8 protein-coding genes and 2 pseudogenes are annotated in these 20390 nt (G+C 70.5%); 6 read left to right on the top strand and 4 right to left on the bottom strand.

Annotation, left to right across the window (positions count from 1 at the left end; all coding sequences use genetic code 11):
• Window positions 1-120 precede the first annotated feature (120 nt).
• On the bottom strand, window positions 121-318 hold the full coding sequence (locus tag ACIQHQ_RS07420; protein WP_402610780.1) for a hypothetical protein: 198 nt from the start codon (window positions 316-318) through the stop codon (window positions 121-123).
• Window positions 319-1849: 1531 nt separating this feature from the next.
• Between ACIQHQ_RS07420 and ACIQHQ_RS07415 the strand changes: the two genes are divergently transcribed.
• From ACIQHQ_RS07415 to ACIQHQ_RS07395, 5 genes are all read left to right on the top strand, one after another.
• Complete coding sequence (locus tag ACIQHQ_RS07415) at window positions 1850-5128, top strand: DUF6603 domain-containing protein (RefSeq protein WP_402610779.1); 3279 nt, start codon at window positions 1850-1852, stop codon at window positions 5126-5128.
• Window positions 5129-5134: 6 nt separating this feature from the next.
• On the top strand, window positions 5135-7363 hold the full coding sequence (locus ACIQHQ_RS07410) for a hypothetical protein (protein WP_402610778.1): 2229 nt from the start codon (window positions 5135-5137) through the stop codon (window positions 7361-7363).
• Window positions 7363-11004, top strand: coding sequence for a hypothetical protein (locus ACIQHQ_RS07405; protein WP_402610777.1), 3642 nt, complete (start codon window positions 7363-7365; stop codon window positions 11002-11004). The genes ACIQHQ_RS07410 and ACIQHQ_RS07405 overlap by 1 nt, the downstream gene beginning before the upstream one ends.
• Window positions 11005-11030: 26 nt before the next feature.
• Entirely contained in the window at window positions 11031-12548 is a 1518-nt protein-coding gene (locus tag ACIQHQ_RS07400) for a hypothetical protein (RefSeq protein WP_402610776.1), read from the top strand.
• Window positions 12549-13157: 609 nt separating this feature from the next.
• Window positions 13158-15209, top strand: coding sequence for a phosphocholine-specific phospholipase C (locus tag ACIQHQ_RS07395; RefSeq protein ID WP_402610775.1), 2052 nt, complete (start codon window positions 13158-13160; stop codon window positions 15207-15209).
• Window positions 15210-15280: 71 nt separating this feature from the next.
• On the opposite strand, the gene ACIQHQ_RS07390 is transcribed toward ACIQHQ_RS07395, so the two are convergent.
• The 3 genes and pseudogenes from ACIQHQ_RS07390 to ACIQHQ_RS07380 all read right to left on the bottom strand — a co-directional run bounded on the left by ACIQHQ_RS07390 (window position 15281) and on the right by ACIQHQ_RS07380 (window position 17259).
• Window positions 15281-16255: a hypothetical protein gene (locus ACIQHQ_RS07390; RefSeq protein WP_402611591.1), complete on the bottom strand. Its 975-nt coding sequence runs from the start codon at window positions 16253-16255 to the stop codon at window positions 15281-15283.
• Between the two features lie 423 nt (window positions 16256-16678).
• Window positions 16679-16795 (bottom strand): annotated as a pseudogene (locus tag ACIQHQ_RS07385) (DUF2510 domain-containing protein); the annotation flags it as partial.
• Window positions 16796-16848: 53 nt separating this feature from the next.
• On the bottom strand, window positions 16849-17259 hold the full coding sequence (locus ACIQHQ_RS07380) for an anhydro-N-acetylmuramic acid kinase (protein ID WP_402610774.1): 411 nt from the start codon (window positions 17257-17259) through the stop codon (window positions 16849-16851).
• A 447-nt stretch (window positions 17260-17706) separates the two neighbouring features.
• Between ACIQHQ_RS07380 and ACIQHQ_RS07375 the strand changes: the two are divergent.
• Window positions 17707-20390: pseudogene (locus ACIQHQ_RS07375) on the top strand (ATP-binding protein).

Here is a 20390-nt window from a genome sequence, read left to right as displayed (position 1 = left end):
AAGGAAGATCCGCCAGGACCCGTCGGCACAGGGCGGATGCCGGGCAGAGGCCCGGCCGGAGCGGCCCCGGGGAAACCTGCACCTGTCCTGTCCGCTGTGCCAGGCGGTCGCGCAGCCGCCTCAGCCGATCGCGATCGCGGATCGATTGCCGCAGGCCGGCGTTTCGACCACGCCGAAAGCCAGGGAGACCGCGTCGGCGCGGGCACAGCGCCGTTGCGGATCGTCTACCACGAGCTGGACCGGTGGCGATGTCGCGCCGGTCCTGGACGGGGTGAGGCCGAGGGCCAGGAGGTCACGGATGGCGCGGACGTGTGCCACCTCGTGCGTTCCGTACCGGCGTTGGCCGGTGGCCGTGCGCGGGGAGGCCGCGCTCTTCGTGGAACCGCAGCGCCCGCGGGATGGTTCGGCTGCCGCCGCCGCGTCTCCGATCCGCGTGCGGACCTCACCTCGTTTCGTTTCGCGCGCCGACCCGTGAAGCGCGGCGGCGATCTGTCACTGGTGCGGCAATTCCACGACGACGGTGCGGACGTGCCGCCCCTCGAACAGTTCTGCGTTCTTGAGATTCCCGTTCGATGCCCGGGATCCTTCTACGAACCGCGTCTGAGCGTCGACTGACTCGTGCCGTTCGTGGGCAGGCGGTCCAGTGAGTCGGATCATCCATGTGCCCCTTGGTGCACTCGCGCACGGTTCCAACACCGGTGACGTCGTTGAGTGATTGAGCTGTGACCTCCACTAATGTTCGCTGCGGACAGGCCGACCGCCGAGATCCTGCGGGTCGAGGTCACTGACACCCTGGCCTTCTGGACGGTTCTTGCCGGGCCCACCTTGAGGGTCGTCGATGACGTGGACGGCTTCCTCTGCCACCTGCGCTTCGGCCGGACCCGCGCGGAATCGACCACAAAGGCGTACCACGAAGCCGGACGGCCCCGATCCACCCGCATGGTGCTGTTCCCACCCCGCGCCGCTCCCGCGCCCACGCGCTCGGCGAGCGGCCCTACGACAGCAGCACGATCGGCTACTGGCTTCAGACCTGGCTCGACCAGTTCGCCGTGGCCGACGAACACGGCAAGCCCTTCGACCCGGCACGGGTGTTCCCCTACGCCTTCCGGCACACCTACGCCCAGCTTTGACCTGTAGCAGCACCCCGACGGATGTTCCAGAACGTCGACCCCGATCACCACCTGCGCGGCACCGTCGCCTACCTGCTGGAACAGCGTCACGCCCGCCCGGTCCCGCCGGGAGGGCGCGGTGACCACGCTCGGGCGTCCCGTCCGGGCGCGACTACGCCCGGACAAGGGCAACCAGGCGGCCCCGCTCGCCCGGGTCCACGCAGCTCTGACACCCGCCGTCCCCGAAGCGGAGGAGCACGTCCAAACCGAGCGTTCCCACGGTCGGATCATCCGCTCGTCGGTCTGGACCGCCCCGCTACCTGATCAACTGACTTTGACGCCACCCTAGGGGCACATGGCCGAATTCCGCGATTCGGCAATTCATTCGGGACGGCGGGATGGCGAAGTGGAGCGGGCAGCGGGCTCGGTCGTCTTCGAATGCGCTGACCGAATCGATTCTCCGAACGGCCCTTCGATTAGATGTCCGCTTTCGGCGGCCCGTAAAATATCCTAAATTCCCTCACGTAAAAGAACGTTTGGCGGGAAAGAGGTGGCCATTTCCAGGTTCCTGGCCGGTGTTTTCCAGACGTATTGGCCGTATGGCTGTGCCACCCGCACGCTCCGTATTGATGTTTCCGTGACCCTCGCCTATTTTATTTCCGTAATGGCACATAACGGCACAGGGGCCCCGCATTTCCGCGGGCGCCTCACCAAACCGTGTCTACAGGCGGGGGTCACCCATGGCGCTGACGGTCGACGAACTGGTTGCACTGTTCCCGGCGGAGGGTGCCGGTACGTTCGAACTCGACACCGGGCGGCTCGGGCTGAGCGGCGAGTCCGAGTCCCTGGAGCACCTGCCCAGCGGCATTCTGACCCTCACTGAGGCGACTGCCGACAGCGCCGCTCTGACAGTGACCGGCAAAGTCACTTTGGCCGGTGAGGAGATGCCGGCCAGTGCCCGGTTCTTCGCCACCGGCACGGCGGTCGACGCGCTGCTCTTCGAGGCGAGCCCGGCGACCTGGCTGCTCCAGACCGCCGTCGCCCGCGTCGACTTGTCCGGACTGTCCGGCGGCCGGTCACTGCGGGTCCTGCTGGCCGCCGGGCAGGCCGCGGCCGCGGCAGGACGGTGCCCCGGCACCGGGCCCTGGGTGGGCTTCCAGCTCGGCGGGGCGGTCGCTGACCCGCTGGAGTTCCGCGCCGAACTGCGCAAGGAGTCCATCGGCACGGCCCAGCCCCTCGACGGACCGCCGCTGCTGATCACCCCGCTGCTCGAAGCCCTCGGCGAGTACGGGGTAGAACTGCCCGGACCGCTGGTCGACTGGCTGGAGCGGGTGCAGCTGCACCAGCATCCGATGGGCAAGAGGGACAACCTGATGGTCACCGCCGAAGCGCCGGTGGACCACGGCACCGGCGCGAACCCGGTGGAACTGCTGGTGCTGCGGACCACGGTGCTCGGCCGCACCGGCCAGGACGGCAAACCCAAGGCCACCACCGTCGCCATGGTCCGGGCCCGCACGGACTGGGACGGTTCCGGGCTGCCGGTGGTCGGACCGATGATCGGCAACGGGCTGCTGTCCCTGCCCGCGCTCCAGATCATGTACGTCTCCGAGAACCTCAGCGCCGAAGACGTCATCAAGATCAATCGGGTCGTCACGGAGTACAACCTCGGCCCGCTCCAGCAGTTGCCGGTGGTGAACGCGGCAGCTGGGGTCCCGCTGGGCAAGAAGGTGAGTGCGGCGGTCTACCTGGCGGTCATGGGCAAGCCGACTCCGGCGCTGGTGATCACCGTCCCGCCGAAGTTCGGACCGGATCCGGAGAGCCCGGAGAAGCCGAAGCTCGCATACGAGTTTGTGATCGGCAAGCAGTTCGGGCCGGTCTACCTCTCGTCGATCGTATTCCGCTACGACTTCAAAAAGGGCCTGCTGATCGAGCTCCAGGGCCAGGTCACGATCGGTTCTCTCACCTGGCAGGTCGCCGGACTCGGCTTCTACGTCGGCATGAGCGGCGGCTTCCCGCTGCTGCCTTTCCTGCACGGCATGAACATCGAAGCCACCGCCGCCGACGGGCTCATCGGCTTCAAGGGCGGACTGCTCAACAAGACACCTGACGACCCCACCCTCGGCTTCGAACTCGCCGGACTGGTCCTGGTTCAGGCGACGGCGGTCGAACTCGGCGCCCAGGCCGTGTGGGCACGCAGCGTCGAAGGCTGGCACTCAGTCTTCATCTACGGTGAGATCTCCCTCCTCGGTGGCGCCTCGGTCTTCGGTCCGCCGCCCTTCACCGTCACCGGTTTCTCCGCCGGATTCGGGATCAACAGCTCGTTCAAGAAGGTCCCCACCGGCGCCGAGATCGCCGAATTCCCTCTGGTGGCACGGCTGGACGCGGCCCAGGCCCTGCCCGGCATGCCGGCCCCGACGCCGTACACCCCCGAGGACGCGCTCAAGGCCCTCACCGGACCCACCGGCTGGATCCGCCCCACCGAGGGCCAGTACTGGGTCGCCGCCGGGGTGAAGTTCACCAGTTTCGGCTTCATCGAGACCAAGGCCCTCGCCGTCATCGAATTCGGCGACTCCGTCAAGGCCATGCTGCTCGGCCGCACCTCCGTCAGCCTGCCGCGCACCCTCAACCCGAGCGCCCGGGCCATCGCCAGGGTGAACATCGGTCTGAGCCTCGGCTTCAGCTCCGCCGAGCACTGCCTGTCCATGGACGTGGCTCTGCTGCCCGGCAGCCATGTGCTCGATCCGTCGATCGAACTCACCGGTGGCATTGCCGTCTACGTCTGGACCGGCGGAGGCCACGCCGGGGACTTCGCCATCAGCCTCGGCGGCTACCACCCCGACTACAACATCCCCACGCACTATCCCCGGCCCAAGCGACTCGGGTTCGTGTGGTCCCCGGCCAGCGACATCACCGTGCGGGCCGAGGCCTACGCCGCGATCACCCCCGCCGCGCTCATGTTCGGCGGGCGCCTGGCCGCCGTCTACGACAAGGGCATCTTCTCCGCGTGGTTCACCGCACACCTCGACGTGCTGGTCCAGTGGAAACCCTTCTACCTCGATGTCCGGCTCGGCATCAGCATCGGTGTCGCGGCCACCATCAAGGTCTGGTTCGTCCGGGTCCGCATCTCCGTCGAGGTCGGCATCGACCTCCACCTGTGGCTGCCGCCCTTCGGGGGCCGGGCCACCGTCAAACTCTGGTTCATCTCCTTCAGCTTCGGCTTCGGCTCCTCCCGCGACAACACCCCCACCGTGGACTGGCCCGAGTTCCGCACCCAGATCCCCGCACCCGCCCGGGTCATCCCCAACGAGGGCCTGCTCGCCGACGCCGACCAAGGCGAGATCGCCCGGCGCGAGGCCACCAAGAAACCGACCCTCGTCTCCTCGGCCGGATTCACCTTCACCACCGAATCCGGCATCCCCGCCTCGCACCTGTACATCAATGAACGGCTGATCAAGCAGTCCGACGAGGGGAGCATCGACATCCGCCCCATGCGGAAGACCGGTGTCACCTCCGCCCACCGGGTCACCATCACCAAGGACGGCAGGACCTTCCACCCCACCGACCATCACTGGGTGGTCAAGCCGGTCACCGGCACGGTCGCCCCCGGCCTGTGGGGCAAGCCCCTGGCCAAACCCGGTGATGCGCTCGACGGCGACCAGCTGCTCGAAAACCGCCTCACCGGACTGAGGATCACCCTCCCCGAGCCGGACTACGGCACCGATACCGGGGCCGTCACCTCGAAGGCGCTCTCGTACGAAGGACTCCCGGACGGTCGCATGCCCCTGCGCGTGTCCGACCCCGCCGGGCCCGAGCCGCGGGCCGACGACCAGAGCGTCCGGATCATCGTCGACACCGTCGCCGCCCCCACCGTCAAGGCCCGCCGTACCGCCGTGCTCAGCACCCTCGCCCGGCTCGGCGCGGGACCCGGCGCCGACACCGACAGTCCGCTCACCGGCTACGCCGCACTCGCCGGCCGCAGCCTGACCACCCCGCCCCTGACCACCACCGTGACGAGGTGACCGGCCGTGACCGCTGAACCGGATCTGCGCATCCACTTCCTCGACCACCTGATTCCACGTGCCACCCCCGGCGACTACCGGGTCGTGGTCAAGAACACCCTCAGCGACCCCGGCGGCGAACTGGACGCCCAGGACAAGCTGCTCCCGTCCGAGGAGACCTTCGAGATCAAGGCCGTCCGCTTCGTGCTCAGCGAAGCGTCCGTCCACGCCTACTACCCGCCGCGCGAGAGCACCGGCGCCTACACCAGGACCCTGCCGCACATCACCCTCAGCCGGTCGATCCTGCCCTGGGAACGCAACCTCGCCGGAACCCGCGCCGAGCAGCCCCCGGCCCGCCCGCCCTGGCTCGCCCTGCTCGTCTTCGGCGAGAACGAACTGCCCGACGACCCCGCCGCGTCCGGGGACACCGTGCTGCGCACCGTCGAGGAGCTCCGCAACCCTGCCGAGGCGGGGGTCAAGGGCCCGAACCTGCCGTCCGGCGGCGTCGACGAGGCTGAGGCTCGGACCAAGTGCCAAACCATCGACGTCCCGGCGGACCTCTTCAACGCGGTCGCCCCGCGCGACGACGAGATGTACTACCTCGCCCACGTCCGCAAAGTCGTCGACGCGAACAAGACCCGGGCCGACGGCGAAGTCCTCGAAGAAGGGGAGTACGCGGTCGTCAACGCCAACCGCTTCCCCCACAACCCCGGCAACTACGCCGTCCACCTCGTCTCCCTCGAAGGCTTCGAGGGCCGCCTGTCCGGCACCCTGCCCGGCGGCACCACGGCCGTCCGCCTGTGCTCGCTGCACAGCTGGAGCTTCACCAGCAGCGAAGGGCCCGCCGCCGACCCCGGAGCGCTGCTGGAGAACCTCGTCGCCCCCGGCGCCGAGGAGCCCGAGGAACTCGCCCTGCGGCTGCCGGTGACCGCACCGGTCACCGACGACCCCGAGGACGACTATGTCCGCGACCGCCTTGCACTCGGCTACACCGCCGTCCCGCAGCTGACCCTCTCCGGCGAACGCACCTTCGCCTGGTACCGCGGCCCGGCCACGCCGGTCACCGCCTTTGACGTGCCCACCGAGCACAGCCCCGGCCCGCACACCACCTCCGACCATGCGCTCATCTACGAGCCCGAGCACGGGATCTTCGACGTCAGCTATGCCGTCGCCTGGACTCTCGGTCGCACCATCGGCCTGGCCGACCCCGAATACACCACCGCCGTCAGCCGGGCCCGCCGCGAACTCGCCAACCGGGCGACGACGCTGATGGCGCTGGCCGGAGATCCGGCGCGCGCCTCGGTCGACCCGGATGCCCCGCCCGCCCTCGGCGCGCTGCGTGAACTCGCCTCCGCACGCTTCCGCGAGCGGCTCAGCACCGGGCTCACGTGCCCCCAGCTCCCGGACGACGCCGGACGCAGGGCACCGCAGCCGAGAGTGACACGTGCACAGTCAAGGTCCGTGCTCGCGGAAGAACGCGCCGTCTCCCTGCTGCGGACCACCGCGGAACGCAACGCCGAGGCCATCGCCGCCTGGCAGGCCCGCCTCGGCCTGCTCCAGGGCGTGCCGTTCCACCACCTCGTGCCCGACCCGCGCATGCTGCCCCTGGAATCCCTGCGGATGTTCCGCCTCGACCAGGGCTGGCTGGACGCGCTCGTCGCCGGAGCCGCCGACGTCGGCGTGCACACCTCCGTCGACAGCCGCCTCGCCACCGTACTCAACCGAGCCACCGCCCGGTCGGGCAGCACGAAGCGAGCCGCCGGCGGACTGCTCATCCACTCCGAACTCATCCCCGCCTGGCCGGACATCAAGGTCAACGCCTACCTCAGGGACGGCACCGTCCTCACCGAACTGCGCCGCGCCAAACCAGACAAGAGGATCATGCTCATCCTGTGGGACGGCGTTCCCGACAAGGTCGTCATCCGCGAACCGGGACAGGGCATCCACTACGGCATCGACGCCGGGAACCGCCTCGGCCTGCGCAGCCTGGCCACCGACCCGCCGATCGGCACCCCGCTGGAGACCTACTACCCCGCCACCGGCAGCCTCTTCGACCTCCACCTGCGCTCCGACCCGGACACCGGACCCGCGGTGCTTCAGATGTTCGGCACCGGCGGCCTGGTGCCCGCCCTGGCCCGGGAGTTCGGACTCACCGACCTGGACCCCGGCCAACTGGCCCTGGAACTCGTCAACGCCCCGCTGGAACAGGAAATCCTCAGCCCCACCGGCACCGCTGCCCGGACGGAGACCGCCTGATGAGCGCCACGGACCTGATCGTCCCCGTCAAGGTGAACGCCCTTGTCGTCAACCGGCTGACCCGCACCGCCGAGACGTTCAACCGGTGGACACCGAACTTCGACGCCATGATCGAGGAGGGCGCGAGCGCGGAACCGCCCCCCGGCGTCGGCACCGAGACCATGGGCCCGGATAGCGAAGGCGTCTACGTCCACTGGCAGCTGCCCGAGGCGCTGGCCAACGGGCACTACGACCAGACGACGGGGGAGACGACCTTCCCCTTCGTCCCCAACCGCTGGCTGGTCGTGCGCTACAGCACCACAGCGGCGGCGGCGGACCGCAAAGCCGTCGGGTGGATCGTGCAGAGCGACTACCTGGAGAGCCGCCCGGTCCAGGACGCCGACGGCAACGACATCTACGGCACCACCAAGCACCCGAACCCCGATACGCCGGAGGGCGCTCCGCTGGAGCTGACCTTCCTCGGCCGCCGCCACGACCTCACCCAGGCGCCGTGGACCGAACCACCCGCCCAGAAGCCACACCTGACCGCGGCCGGGCCCGGACTGCCCGGCTTCGCGGCCTACCAGCCGTACAACAAAGACGTGTTCTCCCTCCACGACACCCTTGAGGACCTCAAAGGCGACCTGGACAATTACCCGCCCGACGCGACGCTGAGCTACTTCGTCGTCGGCTGGTACAGCGACGACGCCCTCGACTACCTCAACCGCGCCGCGTCCGTGCCCGGCCTGCTCCCGCCGGACGCGGACGGGACGGCCGACCTCCTCGAAGCCCTCGGCTGGAACATCCCCGAAGGCACCGCCGCCGACGCCCTGGACCGCACCCTCTACAGCGGCTCGGCGCTGGGAGTCGACTGGCAGCGCGAAGGCGCCACCCACGAGTCCGACAAACCGAGCAACATCGAGCTCAGCAAGATCCTCACGCTGGGCAGCAGCAGCGCCGAAGCCCTCGGCCGGCTGGCCGCCCGCCAGACCCGGTCCGCGCGCACCGGGGACCTCGTACGCTCCCTCTTCCACGGCACCCTCGAAACACTCGACACCGCCGACGGCGAAGAGGACCTCGACACCCTCACCCATCACTCCTGGTTCTCCGGCTCCGACGGCGGCCATGTGTGGAGGGTGACCGCGCGCCCCGTCGAGGGCGACGACGAGCTGCCGCCCCCGCCGCCGGAACCCGGGTGGCTGACCGAACTCAACGATGCACAACGGCAGTACGACGACCTCATGCCCAGGCTCCGCCGCTCCCAGCAGCGCCTGTGGAACATCTGGTGGCTGCGCAACAAGCCGGTTCCCCCGTTCACCCCTGAGCACCCCGCAGGGTTCGACGCCGCAGCTGATGTCCAGCTCGACGAGAGCGATGCGACGAGTCTGGCCGGGCGGACCAAGGCTTTGCTCGACGAGCGGTTCGTGCTGTCGAGGCAACTGCCCACCGGCGGTACCCCGGAGGAACTCGCGGCCGACATCGCGAAGTACGCGACCGAACGCGGACTCGACCCGCGCTACCAGTTGGAGCGCACCGCCCGCGAGTCCTACTACCGCCCCGCCGACCCGGTCGTGCTCATCAAGGACACCGGTGCCAAGGAACCCCTCACCCGGGACACCCCGCTGCCCTGCCGCTTTCCCGAGGCCCTGATCACCCGGATCACCGTCGGCGGCGCGACCTACGACCGGCCCACCACTCCGCCCAGCCCGGGACTGGCCGGACTCCCCGACGCCTGCACCCCGCTGCTCGCCGAGTTCGCCCTCCTGGACCAGGTGGCCCGGGTCCCCGGCGCTCTCGACGCGGCGCTCAAGGACCCCGCCGCCGTCGCCGGGCCCGTCCCCGAGCACACCGCGCCGTGGCAGCAGCCCTGGCTGCCCATGCACCTCGAATACGAACTGAAGTACTGCCCCACGCCCTTCCAGGCCGGTGACACCACCTACTGGACCTTCAACGGCAGCCGCTACGAATGGTCCGGCCGGGGAGCCCAGCCCGGCGGCGGCGAAGCCAACCTGCGCTGGCTCACCTTCAAGAACCGGGCGTTCCTCACCCCGAGCGTGCCGTGGGTCCTGCAGAAGCAGATCGACCGCTACCTCGACACCTACTCCGGCGCTCCCGCCGAAGGCCTGCTCGCCCTGCGCGAGGAACTCGGCCACCCAGGAATGCTCTCCCAGCGCCTCGACGGCTTCCACGACTGGCTCGTCCAGCAGGACTCCACCGCCAGGACCACCGTGCACGTCCCCGAGGCCATCGCCAGGCTCGTCGGCGACATCCAGAGCGTCCCGGAAGGCGGCCCGCTCGAACCGCCCGCCGACGACCCAGGAACACCGTTCCAGCCGGTCCGCGCCGGCCAATTCACCTTCCACGACCTGCGCATCGTCGACCGCTTCGGGCGCACCTACGACATCGTCAACAGCGGCAACTACGAACAGGTCCCCCTCACCCTCGCGGAGAGCGTTACCCCCGACAGCGTCCTGCACGAGGACCTCATCGGCACGGCCCGCTTCGTCCAGCTCGGGCCGCGCCTTCTCCAGGGCGCCCGACTGCGGCTGGAGACCGTACGCGCCGTGGACGGACAGCGGCTCTCGCCGATGGCCCGCGCGGCCACGACGGAAAACCCCCTGGCCGGCTGGCTGCTGCTCAACCATCTCGACCAGACCCTCGTCGTCCACGGACCCGACGGCGTCTCCCTCGGCGAACTCCGCGTCGTCAAGGACATCGACGGCGCGGACGACAGCGTGTGGCTACCGCTCCCCGGCTCGCCCCATCCCGACGTCGAAGCCCAGGAGTTCGAGGACGCCATGCCGCACCTGGCCCGGTTCGTCCGCACCCTGAAGGACAAACCCGCCGCCGCACTCACCGGTCTGCTCGACACCATCGACCAGACCCTCGACACCGTCCTCGACGACGCGGCCCAGGAGGACGGCTCTCCGCTGCGGCTGATCGGCCGCCCGCTCGCGCTGGTGCGCGCCGATCTGGGCGTCGAGCTCGAAGGGCCGCTGCTGAGCAACCCGAGCTGGGACCAGGTCCTTGGAGAGTCGGAGGAGGAGTACGACGGCTACCACTGGCCGGTCCGGCTCGGCAACGAGAAACGGCTCGGCGACGGCCTCATCGGATACTTCGCCGGGGCGACCGGGCCCGACCAGGAGACCTCGTACGAGCTCTTCCACGCGGTCATGCCGCAGGGCGGCGGGGGCTACCTGACCCCGATCGACAAAGGCCACGGCCTGGCCGTGCCCGCGCGCACCCCGGACCAGCCGGTGACGCACCACCTGACGCTGCTGATGGATCCGTACGCGGCGGTGCATGCCACCACGGACATCCTCCCGGTGACCAAGGTCCGGCTGCCCGACGACCTGGTGTCCGAGGCGATGCGGCGGATCCGGGCGTCCTTCCGGCTCGGCCCACTGCTCGCGGCCGAGCGGGTCGACAAGGCCGAGGAAGCCCGGCGGGCGCGGGCGGGAGAGGAACCGACGGAGGCAGGCGTGGTGCTGCCGCAGCCCGCGTCGTGGCACGGAACGTGGAGTTGGGCTGAGCCGCGCGGATCGGAGACCGAGTGGGTGGAGCTGCCGATCGTTCCGGCTGATTCCGCGGCGCACTTCGGGGATCCGCAGGCGGAGACCCGGTATGGATACCTGCTGCTCGACGCGACCGAAACGTCCTGAACCTCCGTTGACAGAAAGGCCGTTGCATGAGCGTTGTCATGGTGAACGCCACCAACCTGCTGCCGTACGAACCGTCGACCGACCCGAAGCCGTTGCGGGTGAGCTCCGCCGAGGAAACCGAATACGGCTCCGTCAACATCAATGTCGGCGGCGGGATCACCACGTCGGCCTGGTGCAACAAAATCACCGTCCGGGTGCCGGTCGGCGCGGGGGCCGAGCACCTCACCACCGAAGGCGCCGACATCAAGACCGGTGCCAGCACCGGCTGGACGCCGTCCGCTCCCGCCGTCTCCGGCGGCTTCGCGGTCATCACCTTCACCCCGGCCCGCGCGGTGCAGTTCACCGGGCAGATCGTCACCCTCACTCTGTCCAACATCGCAGTCAACCGCACGGCGGGTCAGGTCTCCATCGCGATCATCGAGAGTTCGTCAAGGACGAACGGGAGCTTCACCAACAAGGATGCTGCGGTCGAGGTGGACAAGTTCCCGGCCGGGTTCGTGTTCCGGAATTTCGCGCCAGAGAAGATCATGGTGGAGAACGGTGAGGTCGCCGTGCTCCGCTGGGAGGGCTCGGACGCGAAGTACACGATGCACTGGGGCGACACCCCCGCCGGAGTCTCCGTCGACAAGGTACGTGTCTGGTCCACCCCGCGCGGCCTGACCACCGTCACCGGCTTCATGCTCCGCGCCGAAGTCACAACCGGTGGCGTCACCCTCACCCACACCCTGACCACGGCGGTCACCGTACGCATTCCTGACCTCGTCGTCAGGAACCTCACCGTCCAAGGCCCGGCCACATTCGCCGACAGCGTCAGCCTCACCAACACCGCCAAGGACCTGACGGTGGCCGGATCGGTGCGCGGCGCGGGCAGCAACCCGCTGCGGGTCAGCCAGAACGCGGGCCTGAAGGTCGACGCGGCCCTGAACGTCAACGGGGCGAGCACCTTCAGCAACAGCATCACGACCATCGGCGCCGTCACCGTCGGTGGCACGCTCACCGCCAACGGCAACCTCAACGCCGTCGGGAATGGGATCGTCCGAATCGCCGACCTCCGCGGCCCGTACGGCGAACCGCTCAAAATCGACAGCCACGTCAACGTCTTGCCCGGCAACAACGTCACCGTCGGTGGCACGCTCACCGCCAACGGCAACCTCAACGCCGTCGGGAATGGGATCGTCCGAATCGCCGAACTCCGCGGCCCGTACGGCGAACCGCTCGAAATCAACAGCCACGTCAACGTCTTGCCCGGCAACAACGTCACCATCACTGACAATCTCACCGTCGGCGGCAAGCGGGCTATCCGCGTCGGTGACCGCATCCAGCTGGAGGTCAACAGCCACAACAAGGAGCTGTATCTCTACTGTGAGACCGGTAACAGGGACAACGTCTACGGGGGAAGGCGCTCCGACGGCAGTACCTACTACCTCAACGCCATCTGGCGAGTTCATTACTTCGACTCCCGCAGCCGCGTGAACGATGCTTCGGACGGCCAAGGAACCATCGCTGGACCCAACGGAGGCGACATCCGCTCGGCGGATGACTGAGCAGCCGTCTCCCAACCGACCTTGGATCGTGCAAGCCGAACGAAGTTCCTGGGCGGGTGATCTTCCGCCGATACGTGCATGAAGGCAGGGCCTCCTGTAGCTCGGGGGTGCGACCCCATCCCGAGCGGTTCCGGAAGGCCCTGTTGTCGTTGTCGTACGCGCCCGAGCCAGTTGACTTCAATTCGCCTGCTGTTCGTGCGATTGCCTCACGCACGTGTACGGCAACGCAGCCGATCATCCCGCGGGCCGCCTCACGCGGCTCCGCCACTTCGGGGTGGTCGGTGCCGCTGTAGCCGAGCAGCGTGATCCCCTGGGTGATGACGAGGAACGTGTCGATGCCGACCGGTGCGCTGCCACCGCCCCTCGTGGGGGACACCTGCCGGACAGCGCACCGTCCAGCGCGAAGCGGGCACCGCGGCGCGCTGCCGTGAGGGCAGCGGTCAGTTGCTCTCCGCCCACCGTGTCCACCGCACACCTGGCGTACCGGCGGCTTTCACACGAGGGTCATGCATCCCTTCCTTGTCGTTCGGTGTCCCTGAAACACTCCTTGCGCGCAGATTCCGACACGTTCCGGCCATCCCGCAGCTCAGGATGAGAGGTCTGTCCTTCATGTCCGAAGTCAACCGGCGCCGCTTCCTCCAACTCGCGGGTGCGACCACGGCGTTCAGTGCGCTGTCCGCCAGCATCCAGCGCGCCGCCGCCCTTCCGGCGAACCACCGCACCGGGTCGATCCGGGACGTCGAGCACATCGTCGTCCTCATGCAGGAGAACCGTTCGTTCGACCACTACTTCGGCACCCTGAGAGGCGTCCGCGGCTTCGGCGACCCGCGTCCGGTCACCCTCGACAACGGCAAGCCGATCTGGCACCAGGAGAAGGACGGCAAGGAGATCCTGCCGTTCCACCCGGACGCCGACGATCTGGGCATGCAGTTCCTGGAGGGCCTGCCGCACTCCTGGCCCGACGGCCAGCAGGCCTACAACGGCGGCACGTACGACCGGTGGGTGCCCGCCAAGGGCACCACGACCATGGCGTACCTGACCCGCGAGGACATCCCCTTCCACTACGCCCTCGCCGACGCCTTCACCGTCTGCGACGCCTACCACTGCTCGTTCATCGGCTCCACCGATCCCAACCGCTACTACATGTGGTCCGGGTGCACCGGCAACGACGGCACCGGCGGCGGCCCGGTCCTGGACAACGCCGAGCTCGGCTACGGCTGGACCACCTACCCCGAGCGCCTGGAGCAGGCCGGCGTCTCCTGGAAGATCTACCAGGACATCGGTGACGGCCTCGACGCCCGGGGCTCCTGGGGATGGATCCAGGACGCCTACCGCGGCAACTACGGCGACAACTCGCTGCTGTACTTCAACACGTACCGCAACGCCCGGCCCGGCGACCCGTGGTACGACAAGGCCCGTACCGGCACGAACGTCAAGGCCGGAGAGGGCTACTTCGATCTGCTGCGCGCCGACGTCAAGACCGGCAAGCTGCCCCAGATCTCCTGGATCGCCGCCCCCGAGGCCTTCTCCGAGCACTCCAACTGGCCCTCGAACTACGGCGCCTGGTACATCGCCCAAGTCCTGGACGCCCTCACCTCCAACCCGGAGGTCTGGTCGAAGACGGCCCTGTTCATCACCTACGACGAGAACGACGGCTTCTTCGACCACGTGGTGCCGCCGCTGCCGCCGAAGGACGCCTCCCGCGGCCTGTCCACGGTGGACGTCTCCCTCGACCTCTTCCCGGGGGACGGCAAGAACACGGCCGGCCCGTACGGCCTCGGCCCGCGGGTGCCGATGCTGGTCGTCTCGCCGTGGAGCAAGGGCGGCTACGTCTGCTCCGAGACACTCGACCACACCTCGATCCTGCGGTTCATGGAACGCCGCTTCGGTGTGCGCGAGCCCAACATCTCGCCCTGGCGCCGCGCCGTCTGCGGTGACCTGACGGCCGCCTTCGACTTCTCCCGCAAGGACCCCCGCCCGGCCCCGCTGCCCGGTACCGACGACTACGAGCCGCAGGACCGCGAACGTCACCCCGACTACCGGCCGATCCCGCCCGCCGACCCGCGCATGCCCCGGCAGGAACGCGGTCTGCGCCGCGCCCGGCCCCTCAAGTACGCCCCGCACGTGGATGCCTCGGTCGACGCGGCCGCCGGGAAGCTCACCCTCACCTTCGCCTCCGGCGCGAAGGCCGGCGCCGCCTTCCACATCACGTCCGGCAACCGCACCGACGGCCCCTGGACGTACACCACCGAGGCCGGCAAGACGCTCTCCGACACCTGGAACTCGGCGTACTCCGCGGGCTCCTACGACCTGACCGTGCACGGCCCGAACGGCTTCGTGCGCGTCTTCAAGGGCTCGAACAGGACGGCCGGCTGCGAGGTCACCGCCCGCCACACCGGCGACGACATCGAACTGACCTTCACCAACAAGGGCTCCGGCCCGGCCCGTCTGAAGCTCTCCAGCGGCTACGGCGGCCGGCCCTCCACCGTCACCCTCCGCCCGGGCGCGAAGGCGCGCCGGACGGTGGATCTCGCCGCCAGCCGCCGCTGGTACGACCTGACCGTCACCGCCGAGGGCGACAAGGCGTTCCTGCGGCGGTTCGCGGGCCACGTCGAGAACGGGCAGCCGGGGGTGAGCGACCCGGCGATCATCACCGCGTAGCCGCGGTGAGGTGCCCCTGTGAGCGGCAGGGGCACCCCCAACGGCCGCTCGGTGTCCGCGGGCGCCGGCCGTCAGACGTCCTGGCCGTTGCCACCGCCCAACGACACCTTGATGCCCTTGGTGATCTCGTCGAGCACGGTCTCCTTCTGGTCGGCGTCGACGCCGACCCGCACGACGACCATCCGCTTCGGGTTCGCGGGGGAGGGGAACGCGAGCGACTCCACGATGCCGTCGGCGCCCTTGCTCGTCACCGCCTTCCAGCGGACCAGGTAACCCTTCTGCCCGGCCACGGTCACGGCCTTGGAGTCCAGCACGTCGTGGGAGGTGATCCCGCCGTAGGACTTGCCCCCGTAGGACTCCTCGGCGTTCGCCGCGATGTCCGCCTTCGCGATCTCCTCGGCGGTCTCGCCCCTGGTGCCGAGGGCCAGGGCCGGTGCCGAGTAGGCCCCGCCCTTCGTGCAGGTCGAGGAGGTGTCGCCGGGGCACTTGTAGGAGTCGTCGGACGTCACCTGCGCACCGGCCTTGGCCTGCCGGCCGTACCAGCCCTTCGGTATCGGCAGGCTGATCCCGCTGAGCGCGTCGGTCACCGACCCGCTGCGGATCTTCGGCGGCTCGGACCGCTCGGGCTGCGGACTCTGCCCGCCGGAGCCGCCGTCACCATCGGGGCCCCCGGACCCGCCGGAACCTCCGGATCCGCCCGGCCCCCCGGGTGCGCCCGGCCCGCCCGGTCCCTGCGAGGTGGGCGAACCGCTCCCGCCGCCGTTGTCCGTCAGCGCGTACACGCCCACACCTATGCAGGCGAGGACGACCACGGCCGCGGTGACGGCGGCACCCGTGCGCAGCCGCCGCCCCTTTCCGCCGGGAGGTGAGGCGGGGTAGGCGGGATAGGCGGGATACCCGGCAGCCCCCGGGTACGCGCCACCGCTCGCCGGCCCACCGGCCCCAGGCTGCCCGACCGCACCCGATGCCCCGGCGGCTCCAAAGCCCCAGACGCCTGCCGGCTGCCCGGCTCCGCCCTGCCCGTGCCCGTTCGGCTGCCCGGCGATACCCGGGTCCCAGGTGCCTGCGGGCTGCCCGGCGGCGCCCAGGCCTCCGGCGCCCGCCGTCTGCCCGGCTCCGCCCTGCCCGTGCCCGCTCGGCTGCCCGGCGTCGATCGTCTGCCCGCCCGCGGCAGCACCCCCGGCGCTCGTCGGGTGCCCGGCCCCCTGCTCCGCGGCGCCGGTCGGACCGGCTCCCCGTGTCTTGGCGGCTCCCGGCGTCCTGGTGTCGGTCGGACCGGCTCCCGGCGTCCTGGCGTCGGTCGGTCCGCCTCCCGGCCCGTCGGCGGCAGCCGGACGCTCAGCCGGTGCCGGGTCCGCCGAGGGCGCCGTGGCGTCCGGTGCCGTCGGTGCCCCGCCAGGGGAGGTCCGATCCGTCGGTGCCGTCCCGGCGGATGCCGGGCCCGTCGGGGGACCCCAGGTCGCGGGCGGCTGAGCCGGACGGATGCGGTCCGTCCAGGCCTTGCCGTCCCACCAGCGCTCGGTGGCGGGCCCGTCACTTGTCTGTCCGGGGTCTGCGTACCACCCGGGAGGAGTCTCCTGCGTCATGCCCCCACCGTATGAGGCGTCGGTGAAAGAGGCATGAGAGGAGTCGGAACCGGTTATTCCAGGAGCAGCCGCGTGGGCTGCCGAGCCGCGGGCGGCGGAAGCCGCGGTCCGTCCCGGCCCGGTGTCACCGACCCCAGCACACTGGGACGCCGGGCCCCGTGCTCGCCGGTTCCGTGCCCGGCAGCCCGTGCGGGGTCGGAAAACCCCAGCACCGCGAAGGCGTACGCCTCCTTTGCGTCCGACGGCAGCCCCAGCTCGTCCGACGTGCGCACCGGCACCCCGCGCAGCGACTCCCCGAGCATCGCCATCAGCACCGGGTTGCGCGTCCCGCCTCCCGAAGTGACCTTGGAGCACCCGCAGAGCGTGAGCAGCCAGGGCGCCGGCCCACTCGCCTGCGCGTACGTGGGCAGTACACCGACGAGTGCCGTCGCGACCGTCATCAGCATGATCACCGGGACCAGCACCGGACGCCGCCCGGCCCGGTCGCCCGGTCGGCCGAAAAACGCCGCCCCCGACGGGCCGGAAGGAGAACGCGAGCGCGACGGACGCGTACGTCCTCACCAGGGTCCCGGCCTGGCCGCCGCCCTCCGGCGTGCAGAAGCGCGCCGCGCTGATCGTCGCGAAGCAGCCGTAGACGCCGACTCGTACCACTCGATGAGATCGCCCACCGATCGCACGATCAGCGCCCGGCTGCCGCCCCGTGTGTCCCGTCGTCACTGAATGAGCGTCACCTCCCTTGCCACCAAAGGCCGTTGACTCGAAGGCGGCTGGTGGTGGGCCGAGTGCGTCGCCGGGTCGCTCCCGGTGTCACCCGTCACGGCAAGAGGTGCCCCGACCATCCTCCACTCAGGCAATCGGACGGCTACGCTCGACGTCTGTACGTCGTTCGGGCGACTTGAGGAGGTAGCGGGATGACGGAGGTACGGCCGGCGGCCGCGGCCTCGGCTTCCCTGTGGGAGCGTGACGAGGAGGTCGCCGCCGTCACGCGGGCGGTCGACGCGCTGTGCGCGGACCGCGCCTCGTCCGGCGGACTGCTGGTCTTCCGCGGCGAGGCCGGTCTCGGTAAGACCGCGCTGCTGGCCGAAACCCGCCGCATCGCGGAGGCCCGCAGGTGCACGGTCTGGTCGGCGCGCGGCGGCGAGACCCTCAGGTCGGTCCCCTTCAACGTGGTACGGCAGTTGCTGCAGCCGGCGCTGGTGTCGATGCTGCCGGAGGAGGCCCGCGAGTACCTCGGCGACTGGTACGACATCGCCGGCCCCGCCCTCGGCATAGCGGACCCCAAAGACCGGCAGGCCGACCCGCAGGGCGTGTGCGACGGCCTGGTCGCGGCCGTGCGCCGGCTCGCCCGCCGGGACTGGCCGCTGGTGCTGCTGATCGACGACGCCCACTGGGCCGACCAGGAGACCCTGCACTGGCTCGCGGGGCTCGCCGAACGCCTCGACGAGATGTCCGTCCTGATCGTCGTCACCCGCCGTCCCGGGGACGTCTCCGGCGCGAGCGCCCGCCACCTCGACACCGTCGCCGCCGCCGCCGACGGCCCCGTCACCACCCTGAGCGCCCTCACCCGGACGCCACGGCCGGGCTCACCCGCGCCACCCTGGGCAAGCACGCCGACGCCGCGTTCTGCCGCGAGGTCTGGGCCGTCACCGCCGGAAACCCCTTTGAGACCGTCGAACTCCTCGCCAAGGTGCGGGAGAGCGAACTCGAACCGATCGAGGCCCGGGCCGGCGAACTGCGTGAACTGAACCGCTCGGCCCGCGGCGGCGGTCTCGTCGCCCGGCTGGAGGAACTCGGCATCGACGCCACCAGGTTCGCCTGGGCCGCCGCCATCCTCGGCACCAACATCTCCGTCGGCCTGGTCGCCAAGCTCGCCACCCTGCGCCCGGACGATGCCCGGCGTTGCGCCGAACTGCTGCGCACCGCACGCATCCTCACCGAACCCGACCCCGCGACCGGCCGCAGCGCCGACGGCGACCTGGAGTTCGTCCACCCGCTGATCGCCACCGACGTCTACAACTCCATCCCCGATGCCCTGCGGACCGCCATGCACGGCATCGCCGCCCGCATCGTCACCGACGAGGGGCACGGCGCCGCGGCCGCCGCCCGCCACCTCCTCGAAGTCCACCCGGACGACGACGAGGAACTCGTCGCGCAACTGCGCGAGGCCGCCCGCGAGCACCTCGCCGTCGGCGCCCCCGACGCCGCCCGCCGCTGCCTCGAACGGGCCCTCAAGGAGCCACCCCGGCCCGAGTCCCACCCCCACGTGCTCTACGAGCTGGCCGGGGCGACTTTCCTCACCGCGCCCGCCCGCACCATCGGCCATCTGCGGGCCGCGCTCGCCATGCCGGGTCTCGACGGCGATCAGCGGGTGGACGCCGTCTTCCGGCTCTCCCAGGCGCTGCTCCACAACGACCAGCTCGAGGAGGCCGTACGCACCGTCGAGGCGGAGGCCGCCCGGCTGCAACCCGGGCCGGCCCGGATGCGGCTGCAGGCCGCGCACTTCATGTGGGAGGGCCTGCACGCCGGTGAGGCCACCTCACCCGGCCGCTCCCAGCGGCTCGCCGACCTCGCGAGCAGCTGCACCGGCCGGGACAACGCCGAACGCGCCCTGCTCATCCTGCGCGGCTTCGACGCCCTGATGCACGGCGAGAACGCGGAGGAGGTCGCAGAGCTGTGCGACCGCGCCCTGGTGAACGGCCGGCTGGCCCCCGGACTCGGCTGGACCGACACCGAGTGGGGCATCGAACTGCTGCTGATGCTGGCCAACGCGTACGGCTTCACCGACCGCCTCGACCGCGCCGAGACCCTCTACAACGAGGCGCTGCGCGCCTACGAGACGGCCGGCTGGAGCGGCGGCCACCTCGCCCTGGCCCACGCCTACGTGGGGATAGGCCACCGCAGGCGGGGCCGGCTGAAGGAGGCGGAGGCGTCCCTGCGCGAGTCGCTGCGCCTCGCCGAGCGCGTCGGCCGCGGCCTGCCGCTGTACTGGTCCGCGACCTGCAGCCTCGTCGACACCCTGCTGGCGCGCGGCCATGTCGAGCAGGCTTGGGAGGTCGCCGAACGCCACGGTTTCGCCCCGCCCTACCCGTCCACCATCGTCCTGCCCGACCCGCGCTCGGTGCGCGGCCGGCTGCTTCTGGCCGTCGGACGCACCAAGGACGGCATCAACGAACTGGAGGCCGCCGAGAAGGCGGCGGCAGCCCGCGGCCACCACAATCCGGTGCTCGTCCCCTGGGCGACCGACCTCGCCCGCGCCCTCAGCACCGAGGACCCGGACCGGGCCGCCCGGCTCGCCGTCGACGTCCGCCGCCAGGCCGAGCGCTTCGGCACGGACACGGCCATAGGAGAGGCCTTGCGCTGCGCCGCCGACCTGGAGACCGGCCAGCGGGCGGTCCGGCTCTACGCCCAGGCCGTGACGTACCTGGAGGCCTCGCCCTGCCAGTACGAGCACGCGGCGGCACGCGTCGAGTACGGCATCGCCGCCCGCTCGGCGGCCGACCTGCGGCGCGGCCTAAACCTGGCGGTCTCGTGCGGGGCCGACGGACTGGCGGAGCGGGCCCGGGCAGCGCTCAGGGGCGGTGTCGGCACGGCGTAG

Source organism: Streptomyces sp. NPDC092370, from assembly GCF_044755265.1.
GTDB lineage: Bacteria > Actinomycetota > Actinomycetes > Streptomycetales > Streptomycetaceae > Streptomyces.
The sequence above is the reverse complement of the archived record's forward strand: the minus strand, read 5'-3'. Positions and strand labels throughout refer to the sequence as shown.

Excerpts from the sequence above, each read along its gene's own strand:
- ACIQHQ_RS07405 (WP_402610777.1), top strand. The coding sequence starts at position 7,363 with ATGAGCGCCACGGACCTGATCGTCCCCGTCAAGGTGAACGCCCTTGTC.
- ACIQHQ_RS07415 (WP_402610779.1), top strand. The coding sequence starts at position 1,850 with ATGGCGCTGACGGTCGACGAACTGGTTGCACTGTTCCCGGCGGAGGGT.
- ACIQHQ_RS07400 (WP_402610776.1), top strand. The coding sequence starts at position 11,031 with ATGAGCGTTGTCATGGTGAACGCCACCAACCTGCTGCCGTACGAACCG.
- ACIQHQ_RS07395 (WP_402610775.1), top strand. The coding sequence starts at position 13,158 with ATGTCCGAAGTCAACCGGCGCCGCTTCCTCCAACTCGCGGGTGCGACC.